Origin of the sequence: Vibrio sp. 10N.261.46.A3 (genome assembly GCF_041472995.1) — a bacterium.
Lineage (GTDB): Bacteria > Pseudomonadota > Gammaproteobacteria > Enterobacterales > Vibrionaceae > Vibrio > Vibrio coralliirubri.
Genome location: NZ_JBFRRH010000048.1, coordinates 24,424 through 34,459, shown reverse-complemented (window position 1 = coordinate 34,459; position 10,036 = coordinate 24,424). Strand labels below are relative to the sequence as shown.

General features: G+C 44.9%; 9 protein-coding genes. All 9 read left to right on the top strand.

Annotated elements, in window-relative coordinates; all coding sequences use genetic code 11:
* The first annotated feature begins 797 nt into the window (after positions 1–797).
* The 9 genes from AB4484_RS12860 to fliE all read left to right on the top strand — a co-directional run bounded on the left by AB4484_RS12860 (position 798) and on the right by fliE (position 10,024).
* Positions 798–1,928: a flagellin gene (locus AB4484_RS12860; RefSeq protein ID WP_019820748.1), complete on the top strand. Its 1,131-nt coding sequence runs from the start codon at positions 798–800 to the stop codon at positions 1,926–1,928.
* 81 nt (positions 1,929–2,009) lie between these two features.
* A complete protein-coding gene (gene flaG, locus AB4484_RS12855) occupies positions 2,010–2,435 on the top strand; it encodes a flagellar protein FlaG (protein ID WP_017066380.1) in 426 nt (141 codons plus the stop codon).
* Between the two features lie 22 nt (positions 2,436–2,457).
* Positions 2,458–4,485 (top strand): flagellar filament capping protein FliD, encoded by a 2,028-nt coding sequence (fliD, locus tag AB4484_RS12850; protein WP_372078521.1) that lies wholly within the window; start codon positions 2,458–2,460, stop codon positions 4,483–4,485.
* Positions 4,486–4,488: 3 nt separating this feature from the next.
* On the top strand, positions 4,489–4,794 hold the full coding sequence (locus AB4484_RS12845) for a flagellar protein FliT (protein ID WP_017060688.1): 306 nt from the start codon (positions 4,489–4,491) through the stop codon (positions 4,792–4,794).
* Between the two features lie 12 nt (positions 4,795–4,806).
* Positions 4,807–5,217 carry a flagellar export chaperone FliS gene (fliS, locus tag AB4484_RS12840; RefSeq protein WP_004736194.1) on the top strand — a complete coding sequence of 137 codons (411 nt, stop codon included), beginning with the start codon at positions 4,807–4,809 and terminating at the stop codon, positions 5,215–5,217.
* 228 nt (positions 5,218–5,445) lie between these two features.
* Positions 5,446–6,912, top strand: a complete 1,467-nt coding sequence (locus AB4484_RS12835; RefSeq protein ID WP_372078519.1) for a sigma-54 dependent transcriptional regulator — start codon at positions 5,446–5,448, stop codon at positions 6,910–6,912.
* Between the two features lie 184 nt (positions 6,913–7,096).
* Positions 7,097–8,137 carry a PAS domain-containing sensor histidine kinase gene (locus AB4484_RS12830; protein ID WP_017060686.1) on the top strand — a complete coding sequence of 347 codons (1,041 nt, stop codon included), beginning with the start codon at positions 7,097–7,099 and terminating at the stop codon, positions 8,135–8,137.
* Between the two features lie 33 nt (positions 8,138–8,170).
* Complete coding sequence (locus tag AB4484_RS12825; RefSeq protein ID WP_017060685.1) at positions 8,171–9,580, top strand: sigma-54 dependent transcriptional regulator; 1,410 nt, start codon at positions 8,171–8,173, stop codon at positions 9,578–9,580.
* A gap of 132 nt (positions 9,581–9,712) precedes the next feature.
* The gene (gene fliE, locus AB4484_RS12820; protein ID WP_017060684.1) at positions 9,713–10,024 is read left to right on the top strand and encodes a flagellar hook-basal body complex protein FliE; all 312 of its coding nucleotides are present in this window, start codon (positions 9,713–9,715) and stop codon (positions 10,022–10,024) included.
* Positions 10,025–10,036: the final 12 nt, after the last annotated feature.

The window sequence follows — 10,036 nt, the reverse complement described above, 5'->3', positions numbered from 1 at the left end:
TCAAGTTGATTCGGTATAGGTTAATCGATTAAAAAGCCACGTTGACTATAATCATGGTTGATCATAAGCGTTAACGTTAGGCTTCCACAAATTAGCTCGTGGTGAGAGATGAGCGCTAAACAGACCCAGCTTCGGCTGGGTTTTTTATTGCCTGCAATTTGGCAAAGGCGTATTTGGAAAAGTGCAATGTTGGTAAACGAGAGTAAAAGCGAGATTCCCTATCACGTTCGTTCCTCACTGTAGGGAATGACGGGGTTGGGTTGTGGAGGCTGTATAGCTGCTTTGGCAAGGTTAGATCGAGTAAATAATTACTCAGATTCAAACAATAGTTTTCAATCGTCATTCCAGAATCGAGTAGAACGAGGTATCAGGAATCTAGTTTTTTGAGGAAGGAGTTTGTTTCGTTCTTATCTACCACTGTAAGGAATGAAGAGTAAACCACAAGCCAGTGAGGGAATTAACCGTCATCCCAGAATCGAGTAGAACGAGATATCAGGGATCGGCTTTGGCCTTTATGTGCAAGACGACACTTATAAATGAGCGAGGATGAGAAACTTTAACGAATGCTGGTCTATTAATTGAAGGCCGATCACACTTTTCTTTGTTGTTGAAAAGAATACGAAAAAAATCGCATTTTTTATTAAAGCTTCTAATTAAGGGGCCGTTAAAGGGATTGAGAGAAATGATATGTACCAATGTAAGGTGAGAGAGACACTGGTGCATAAACAAATTGACATGTATTTGTGTGAGGTGAGAGTCACATAAGTGCATAAAAAAATGCCTAAAGGAGATCAACTATGGCGATTAATGTAAGCACTAATGTGTCTGCAATGACGGCTCAGCGCTACCTGAATAGCGCGGCTGAAGGTACTCAAAAATCAATGGAGCGTTTGTCTTCTGGCTATAAAATCAATAGCGCAAAAGATGATGCTGCAGGCCTACAAATCTCTAACCGCTTAACGTCGCAAAGCCGTGGCCTAGATATGGCTGTGAAAAACGCGAATGACGGTATCTCTATTGCACAGACAGCTGAAGGTGCAATGAATGAGTCAACCAACATTCTGCAACGTATGCGTGACCTTTCTCTTCAATCTTCAAATGGTTCAAACAGCAAATCTGAACGTGTTGCGATCCAAGAAGAAGTCTCTGCTCTAAACACAGAACTTAACCGTATTGCTGAAACGACCTCTTTTGGTGGTAACAAGCTTCTTAACGGTACTTACGGTAGCCAATCTTTCCAAATCGGCGCAGACTCCGGTGAAGCAGTAATGCTAACTATGAATAACATGCGTACCGACACTCAAGACATGGGTGGCAAAAGCTACGGCGTAGAAGAAGGCAAAGATGCTTCTTGGCGTGTAGGTGCTGGCGCTGACTTAACGATCAAATACAACGATAAGTTTGGCGAAGCACAAGAGTTGTCTATTTCTGCGAAAGAAGGCAACGATATGGAAGAGCTAGCAACTTACATCAACGGTCAAAGCCAAGACGTTAAAGCGTCTGTTGGTGAAGGCGGCAAACTGCAACTTTTCGCTTCTAGCCAAAAAGTTGATGGTGATGTTGAGTTCGGCGGCAGCCTTGCGGGTGAACTTGGTATCGGTGCTGGTAAAGACGTTACCGTTAACGACATCGATGTAACCTCGGTTGCTGGTGCAAACGAAGCAGTATCTATCATTGATGGCGCACTAAAATCTGTTGATAGTAACCGTGCATCTCTTGGTGCTTTCCAAAACCGTTTTGACCACGCAATCAGCAACTTAGATAACATCAACGAAAACGTTAATGCGTCTAAGAGCCGTATCAAAGATACCGATTACGCGAAAGAAACAACGGCTATGACTAAGTCTCAAATCCTACAACAGGCGAGTACTTCTATCCTAGCTCAAGCAAAACAGTCACCATCAGCAGCTCTAAGCTTATTGGGCTAAACTTACCTCGGTAAGTAGCGGTAAACTCTACTCTGGGTAGAGTTTTACTGTTTGGCTCATAAAGGAGGGAGGGAGAGTGTTATGGAAATATCATCCAACGCATCGAACATCCAGCCTTATGGCTCACCTAATGGCATTAAAATTGCAAGCGATGAAGGTAGTAGTGCGTCGAGTCTTTCGCGACTAAAAGAAGCAACATCTTATGACAAGGTAGAGAAATCGAAAGAGGAAGCTACCGAAGCGGCGATTCAATTAGCTCAACATAGACAAGAGTTAAATGATGAAGAGCGAGTCAAAATGGTGGAGAAGGTAAACGAGTTTATCTCCTCTCTCAATAAAGGTGTGGCTTTTAAGGTCGATGAAGAATCTGGGAGAGATGTGGTTACCATTTATGAGACCACAACCGGTGATATTATTCGCCAGATCCCTGATGAAGAAATGCTTGAAATTCTAAGACGCCTAGCAGCCCAAAACTCGAATAGTCGAATATTTGAGGTGAAGGTTTAAGTCGTATTATTGAGGTGATTTAATGAGTTTTGGCCCAATGGGGATTTCGTCTGGCATGGATATCAATTCCATGGTCAGCAAAATTGTTGATTCGGAGCGTGTACCTAAACAGCAACGAATCGACAATGAACGAACGCGAATCGATACCAGCATTAGTGCCTATGGAAGACTCAGAGAATCCCTTGATTCGATGAAAAACCTGATGACAAACTTTCGTCAGGAAAAAGCTTTTGCTGTGCGAACAGTCGAAAGTACCGATGAAGGTCTTGTCTCTGCAACCGCGACTACCGAAGCGATCGCTGGCAAATATGCCATCGATGTGTTGCAGCTTGCCCAAAGCCATAAAGTGGCTTCTGATGTACTGTCAGAGGACATGAAATTTGGCCCAGGTAAGCTGCAGGTTTCGCTTGGTGATGACAGCTTTGACGTGCAAGTTAGCGACAGATCGAGACTTATCGAAGTTGTTCGTGGAATCAACGGTGCAGATAGCAACCCGGGCGTTCGTGCATCTATTATCAATGATGTCGAAGGTCCAAGACTTATCATTGCCTCGAACCAGTCTGGTTCAGATCAGCAGATCAGCATTAATGTTGAGTCAGATGCTGCCAATCCCCTGAAAAAACTCGAATACAAAACGCTTGAAGAACGTGTTAAAGCGCTAGAAAAAGCGCGCGTTGCTGCTCAAGATATTCTAGCTCTAACCCCCGCAGGAAAAGCCGTCGAACTCATCGATGAAGTGATCGCTAGCGATGACCCAAATGCGAATGAAACACTCGATAAAGATGGCAATATCATCCCTGCAGCTCAAACCGACTCTACTTCAGATGTTGACGGAGACTCTCAAAGTCTCAGCTACGGTGAGCAAGCCGCAGCCGATGGCCAAGCTGCCCTAGACGCAGCTCAAGCGGCAAAGTCGGTGATGCCTGAAGACAATATCCCCGGCTGGACTGAAACCGCGTCAGGTACGCTTTTAGATTCTTACTACACACCAGAACTTGAGCTTGATGAAAAAGCGATAGAGAAGGCTCCCGATGTGCCGGGGTGGTCAAATGCTGCCTCAGGTACTCTGACCGATTCCTACGTGACACCGAAAGAAGCCCAACAAAAGCTTGAGGCTGAGCAAGCGCGTATCGAAGAGAAGATTTCACAAGAAAAAGCGGAGTTGGCTGAGAAAGTTCAAAAAGGCGAACTCACCGCAGAACAAGCCAAGAAAATTGAGCGTGCTAAATTAGAACCCGAAGAGCGAGAGCTTTTAGAGAAGGTCGATAAAGCGCAAGCTGACCTCGAACAAGCACAGCAATCTTTTGATACCTATAGTGGAATGACTGAAGTTCAGGCTGGCCAAGATTCTATGGTTGTCCTAGATGGTGTTGCTCAACTCTCTAGTAATAACAATGTGATTGAAGATGCCATTGAAGGTATTGATATTACGGTGAAAGGAAAAACGCCAAAAGATAAGCCGCCGGCAGAAATTGGTGTGGAGTACGACCGTAACAGTGTTCGCCAAGATATCGAATCCTTTGTGAGCTCTTATAACCAGTTCTATCAAGTGTCGAAAGACCTCGCGGGTGTTGATCCAACGACTGGTCAAAAAGGCCCGCTCTCTGGTGACAGTACAGTGCGCAACGCCGACTCCCGATTGAAAGGGGTGTTCTCATCAAGTATCGAAGGTGCGCCAGACAATCTAAAGTCTTTGACTGAATTCGGTATCACCACCACAAGGCAAGGCTCGCTAGAAATCAACTACGATATGCTTGACCGTCAACTCAACAATAACTTTGATAAGTTGGGTGAGTTCTTTGGTGGCAACAACGGTTTCGCCAAAAAAGTGGAAGATGCGATTCAAGGTATCACAGGTATCACGGGTTCAATCCGTACTAGAGAAAAGAGCTTGGTCGAGCAAAACTACCGTTTGGTTGATGACCAAAGCGCGCTCGACCGCCGCATGGACAGCCTAGAGAGCCGTACCCACTCTAAGTTCACAGCCATGCAAGATGCGACCAGTAAGATGCAATCTCAGCTGGGCAGTATGATGAATGCGTTGGGCTAATAGATGAATAGCCAGCTACAAGAGCTTTGTGAACTCGATCAACTAATTATCTCTAAACTGGAATTTAGTGAAATTAATGCTGAAGAAATAACGCAGCTTGTCGATAACAGAGAACAGTTATTGCAAAACGTGCTTCAAATAATCGACTCACATCCCGACGTTAAGCAAAGTTCTGAATGGTTTGAAGCCATTACCAGAACCAGAAAATTAGTCGAATTGATGCAGTCTGAGACGAGTCGAGTAGGTAAGACCCTACATAAATACCGTCACGGCGCTAAATCAGTTCAACAATACAAAAAGTTTTTATAGAAGAGGTTTACTATGCGCGGTTCTTTACAGGCATATAAAAAGGTATCAGTGGATAGTCAGCTAACGGCTGCCTCACCGCATAAGATTGTACAAATGCTAATGGCGGGTGCTATCGAGCGTTTGATTCAAGGCAAAGCGGCAATGCAAGCAGGCAACATCCCAGTGAAAGGTGAGCGACTTGGTAAGGCTCTAGATATCATTATTAGCCTACGTAGTTGCCTATCTATGGACGATGGTGGCGATATTGCGAAAAACCTAGATCAACTTTATGAGTTCATGATCACGCAAATTTCTGCGGCAAATCACAAAAATGACCCACAGCCTATTGATGATGTTATCGATATTATTCGCGAAATTAAGAGCGCTTGGGACCAAATTCCGAACGAATATCACAACTTGACGTCCGCTGACGTAGGTATTTAAAGAAAAATTGCAGTTTTAACCAATCTCATATCCCTTAATTGGTTGGTTGCCTTATTTTTTTAATCAAATAAAATAGAAGCCATTAGATAGCCTAATGGCTTTTTTCGTTGCTGATTTCCTAAATTTGTCCACGTAGACCATAATCATTGATACATCTCACTGTTTTATAGACTACGTTGCTCACCGTTTTTCCGCATCGCACCAAAATAAAGGCAATAATTCCTACTTATGCAAGGTTTGGCAAAACTGCTTGTCGTCGACGATAACGCTCAAGATCGTCACAATTTAAGCACAATATTAGAGTTTGTAGGAGAGAGCTGCGAAGTAATCAGCTCTGAACAAGCACGTAAAGTTGACTGGTCACTACAGTGGGCCGGCTGCATTATTGGTACCATTAAAGGTAAAGGCTTCAACGCATTACTGAATGAGAAGCTTGTTCACGCCAATCACATCCCTTTACTGGTGATTGGCAAAAACAATCACCCGGTTGACGAGTTGACTAACTATGTTGGTGAGCTTGAACTTCCTCTTAACTACCCGCAATTAAGTGATGCATTAAGACACTGTAAAGACTTCTTAGGCCGCAAAGGTGTTCAAGTTGTGTCTTCGGCACGCAAGAACACCCTGTTTCGCAGCCTAGTAGGACAAAGTGCTTGCATTCAAGAAGTACGTCACTTAATTGAACAAGTCTCTTCTACGGAAGCGAACGTGCTGATTCTTGGTGAATCAGGCACAGGCAAAGAAGTCGTAGCGCGTAACATTCACTATCACTCTAAACGTCGTTCAGGGCCTTTTGTTCCTGTAAACTGTGGCGCGATTCCACCTGATTTGCTTGAAAGTGAACTGTTTGGTCATGAGAAGGGCGCATTTACTGGGGCGATTACCGCACGTAAAGGCCGTTTTGAATTGGCTGAAGGTGGCACACTGTTTCTTGATGAAATTGGCGATATGCCGATGGCGATGCAAGTTAAGCTGCTACGAGTACTGCAAGAGCGATGCTTTGAGCGTGTAGGTGGCAATAGCACCATACAAGCTGATGTTAGAGTGATTGCGGCAACCCACCGCAACCTTGAAGATATGATCGACGATGATTCGTTCCGTGAAGATCTTTACTACCGCTTAAATGTATTCCCGATTGAAATGCCGGCGCTTCAAGATCGTAAAGAAGATATTCCACTGTTGCTTCAAGAGCTGATGACTCGAATGGAAGCGGAAGGCAGCATGCCTATCTGTTTCACGGCTCGTGCTATCAACTCTTTGATGGAGCATTACTGGCCAGGTAACGTTCGTGAACTAGCGAACCTGGTTGAACGAATGGTTATCTTGTATCCAAACAGCTTGGTTGATGTGAATCACCTGCCAACTAAATATCGATACAGCGATATCCCTGAGTTCCAGCCAGAGTTTAATAGCTTTGGATCTGAAGAGGAGCAAGAGCGTGATGCACTTGCTGACTTATTCTCAGAAGATTTCAGTTTTGATCAGCAAGATGATATTGCCGACAATGCTAATGCGCCTCAAGAGTTACCGCCAGAAGGGGTTAACTTGAAAGAGTTACTCGCGGATATGGAAGTGAATATGATCAATCAAGCGTTGGAAGCGCAGGGCGGCATTGTTGCTCGTGCTGCTGACATGCTTGGAATGCGTAGAACCACTCTGGTTGAAAAAATGCGTAAATATAACTTGCAGCGATAGTGTTCAGTTTTCGATGAAAACGAAAAACTAGCACACACTTTTTAGCTATTTGGTAACTCTAGCTAAGTGAACAGATAAACCATAGTCGAGTTGTTGCTTGCTTAACTATGTGATAAATATAGCAAATAGCCTGACTCGTGTTGTACGTCTCAGGCTGTTTTAGTATTTGAGGCAAATTTTTGACATGCGCGTATCTAACGAACCAGAAAATCAATCACACCTAGATTCTGTTGAACAGCAGGTTGAGCGCTATAAGCAAGTACTCGACGTGATGCCAGCAGGGGTTATCTTGTTAGATACACACGGCGAAGTGAGAGAAGCGAACCCTGAAGCGCATCGTATTCTTGGTGTTGAGTTGGTTGGCGAGAAGTGGTTTTCAGTGATTCAAAGTGCCTTTGACCCAAAAGACGATGACGGTCATGAGATCTCATTGAAGAACGGGCGAAAAGTGCGTTTGGCGATTTCAGCCTCTACCACGGGTCAGCTGATTTTGATTACCGATCTGACCGAGACCCGACTATTGCAGTCTCGCGTGAGTGATCTTCAGCGTTTGTCTTCATTAGGTAGAATGGTGGCCTCGCTTGCCCATCAGGTGCGAACGCCGCTTTCAAGTGCGATGCTGTATGCATCAAACCTTGCCGCGCCAAATCTGCCGCCGGCAACAAAAACGCGTTTTCAATCTAAGCTTATGGATAGATTGCATGACTTAGAGAAGCAAGTGAACGACATGCTGTTGTTTGCCAAAGGTGGTGACAACAAAGTGGTTAAGCCATTTACTGTGGCTGAATTGATCACCGAATTTCACCCTATGGTGGAAGCGGCATTGAAAACCAACCAGATTGATTATTGCCAGGAAGTTGAAGGCGAACAGACTCAAATGTTCGGCAACGCCAACGCTATCGCCTCAGCGTTAAGCAACCTAGTGTTGAATGCGGTTCAAATTGCGGGCAAGGAATCGCAGATCGATGTGTTTTTTAGGCCCGTAAACGGCGAGCTTAAGATATCAGTGCAAGACAGTGGCCCCGGCGTACCGAAAGAGCTTCAAGGTAAAATTATGGAACCCTTCTTTACCACTCGTTCGCAAGGTACAGGTCTAGGCTTAGCGGTTGTACAAATGGTATGTCGAGCACATGAAGGCCGACTGGAATTGATATCAGAAGAAGGCGACGGCGCATGCTTTACCATGTGTCTACCGCTTGAAAGAAGTGCTTCTTCTGAAGACTAATAAGTTTTAACTGAATTTACACTGGAGAATCCTATGGCTCAAAGCAAAGTGTTAATCGTCGAAGATGATGAAGGTCTACGCGAAGCCCTTGTCGACACTCTCGCGCTTGCTGGCTATGAATGGCTGGAAGCGGATTGTGCGGAAGATGCTCTGGTCAAATTAAAATCTAACTCCGTTGATATTGTCGTATCTGACGTGCAGATGGCGGGCATGGGCGGCTTGGCGCTATTGAGAAACATCAAGCAGCATTGGCCCAACTTACCTGTATTGCTAATGACAGCGTACGCCAACATCGAGGATGCCGTTGCTGCAATGAAAGAGGGCGCTATCGACTATATGGCAAAGCCATTTGCGCCGGAAGTACTGCTCAACATGGTCAGCCGTTATGCGCCTGTAAAGTCGGACGACAATGGTGACGCTATCGTTGCTGATGAAAAAAGTATCAAGCTAATGATGCTGGCTGATAAAGTCGCAAAAACCGATGCCAACGTCATGGTGTTAGGCCCGAGTGGTTCTGGTAAAGAGGTGATGTCTCGCTACATTCACAATGCCTCTAGCCGAAAAGATGGCCCGTTTGTCGCGATTAACTGCGCGGCGATCCCAGACAACATGTTAGAAGCGACCTTGTTTGGTTATGAAAAAGGCGCATTTACTGGCGCTATTCAAGCTTGCCCGGGGAAGTTCGAGCAAGCGCAGGGCGGTACGATTCTGTTGGATGAGATCAGTGAAATGGATCTTAGCCTACAAGCCAAACTACTGCGTGTTTTGCAAGAGCGCGAAGTTGAGCGGTTAGGTAGTCGTAAGAGCATCAAATTGGACGTTCGTGTATTAGCGACCAGTAACCGTGACCTTAAACAGTATGTTTCCGAAGGGAATTTCCGTGAGGATTTATACTACCGCTTGAATGTATTCCCAATTTCTTGGCCACCACTGTGTGAGCGAAAAGGTGATATTGAGCCTTTAGCCAAGCACTTAGTTGAGCGTCATTGCACCAAACTTGGTATGCCTGTACCGGTTATGTCAGCGCAAGCGATCAGTAAACTCGTCAATTATCCGTGGCCGGGCAATGTTCGCGAATTAGATAATGTGGTACAGCGTGCGTTAATATTGAGCGAACAAGAGAACATCTCTGGTGAGCATATCCTTCTTGAAGGTGTCGATTGGCAAGACGCAAGCAGCCTACAACAAATCGTCGAAGGCAGTGATGTTGCTGCGCCAGAAATCAAGCCTATTGCCGAAGCAAACCCAATCAATAAAATCGCGGCTAGCAGCGAAGGGTTAGGTAATGAGCTTAGAGATCAAGAGTATGCGATCATTCTTGAAACCTTGATCGCATGTAATGGCCGACGCAAAGATATGGCTGAAAAACTGGGTATTAGCCCACGCACATTGCGTTATAAGTTGGCTAAAATGCGCGATGCTGGAATAGATATCCCAAACTGAGGATAGATTAGTAGTGTCAGCTTTCTGACTAGTGTAATACGATATCTAGTCAATTTAATGTGTGGCACGCTAATTGCTCTGTCAATAATACAGCTAAATAGATAGTCATAATTTTGACTCCTGAGGTAGTAGATGAGAATAGATGGTTTACAAGGCGAAATGCAGGCGATGATGGTCGAAGCTGCCAGCGCGCGTCCCGCAGCAACGGGGCAAGCGGTCGGAGCAGATTTTGGCAACATGCTGACTAATGCCATCAATAATGTGAACTCATTACAAAAGACTTCAGGTGATCTTCAAGCTCGTTTTGATAGTGGCGACCAAAGCGTATCCCTATCGGACGTGATGATTGCTCGTAATAAATCTAGTGTGGCTTTTGAGGCGACGATCCAAATTAGAAATAAATTGGTCGAATCGTACAAAGAGCTGATGAATATGCCGGTATAAGTTGGGTAGTTA

Coding starts and splice junctions, on each gene's coding strand:
- flaG (WP_017066380.1), top strand. CDS start 2,010: ATGGAAATATCATCCAACGCATCGAACATCCAGCCTTATGGCTCACCT.
- fliD (WP_372078521.1), top strand. CDS start 2,458: ATGAGTTTTGGCCCAATGGGGATTTCGTCTGGCATGGATATCAATTCC.
- AB4484_RS12845 (WP_017060688.1), top strand. CDS start 4,489: ATGAATAGCCAGCTACAAGAGCTTTGTGAACTCGATCAACTAATTATC.
- AB4484_RS12835 (WP_372078519.1), top strand. CDS start 5,446: ATGCAAGGTTTGGCAAAACTGCTTGTCGTCGACGATAACGCTCAAGAT.
- AB4484_RS12825 (WP_017060685.1), top strand. CDS start 8,171: ATGGCTCAAAGCAAAGTGTTAATCGTCGAAGATGATGAAGGTCTACGC.
- AB4484_RS12860 (WP_019820748.1), top strand. CDS start 798: ATGGCGATTAATGTAAGCACTAATGTGTCTGCAATGACGGCTCAGCGC.
- fliE (WP_017060684.1), top strand. CDS start 9,713: ATGAGAATAGATGGTTTACAAGGCGAAATGCAGGCGATGATGGTCGAA.
- AB4484_RS12830 (WP_017060686.1), top strand. CDS start 7,097: ATGCGCGTATCTAACGAACCAGAAAATCAATCACACCTAGATTCTGTT.
- fliS (WP_004736194.1), top strand. CDS start 4,807: ATGCGCGGTTCTTTACAGGCATATAAAAAGGTATCAGTGGATAGTCAG.